The 799-nt window shown below is 69.0% G+C and carries 1 protein-coding gene; it reads right to left on the bottom strand.

Annotated features, from left to right (window positions below):
• Positions 1 to 581: IS110 family transposase (locus tag AC3A5R_RS23090; protein WP_487623117.1), on the bottom strand; the 581-nt coding region annotated here is incomplete at its 3' end.
• Positions 582 to 799: the final 218 nt, after the last annotated feature.

Below are 799 nucleotides of genomic sequence, written 5' to 3' on the forward strand. Positions count from 1 at the left end.
GCGGTCAGCCAAGCCGCTCGTGCTTCGCTGGGGAAGCGTCGCAGGAACGCCAGGCTGATCGGGATGTCGAGCTGGCTGAACAACCCGACCGCGCCCGGGAAGTTGTGCTGGAGGGTGGCGAGCAGCTGGTTGTGCACGGCGATCCGGTGACCGACGAGGTCTTGGCGGGCTCGGACAAGCATCCGCAACGCGAGCGTCTCTTCGCTGTCGGGGCGGACCACCGCCCACCGGCCGGCGTCGGTGCGTAGGGCATCGGCCAGCACGAACGCATCGAACCGGTCGTCCTTGTTGCCCGCGCTGCCATGCCGGGCCCGTAGCGAGGCGACCTGTCGGGCGGAGATCACCACGACCTCGAAGCCGTCGCGCAGCAAGTGCTCGACCACCGGCCCGTCGCCGCGCTCGATCCCGACCCGTGCGACCGACCGCCGGCGCAGCAGGGCCGTGATCATGGCAAGTCCCGGCCGTGTGTGTGACACGGTCACTTCCTCGACTCGTCGTCCGTGCTCGTCGATGATGCACAGCGCGTGGTGGCCCCAGGACCAGTCGATCCCGGCATACGTGCTGGTGGGCGTAGCCTCCATGAGAGTGCTCCTTTCCGTCAGCCCACGGAAAAACACGCACTCCGGTCCGGGATGTGACGGTCGGTCGCTCACTGAGGCGCTCCGAGGCCGAGAAGCCCGTGGCGCAAAGCCCTATGGCCGATCAGCACGTCCCGGGCCGTCGGGCCCTGCAACTCTCAGCCAGGCCGTCCCCGAAAGCAGGGCGGCTCGCTCAGCCCGGCAGTAACCCGACGACACCG

This window comes from Intrasporangium sp. Soil_C_50, assembly GCF_057656595.1.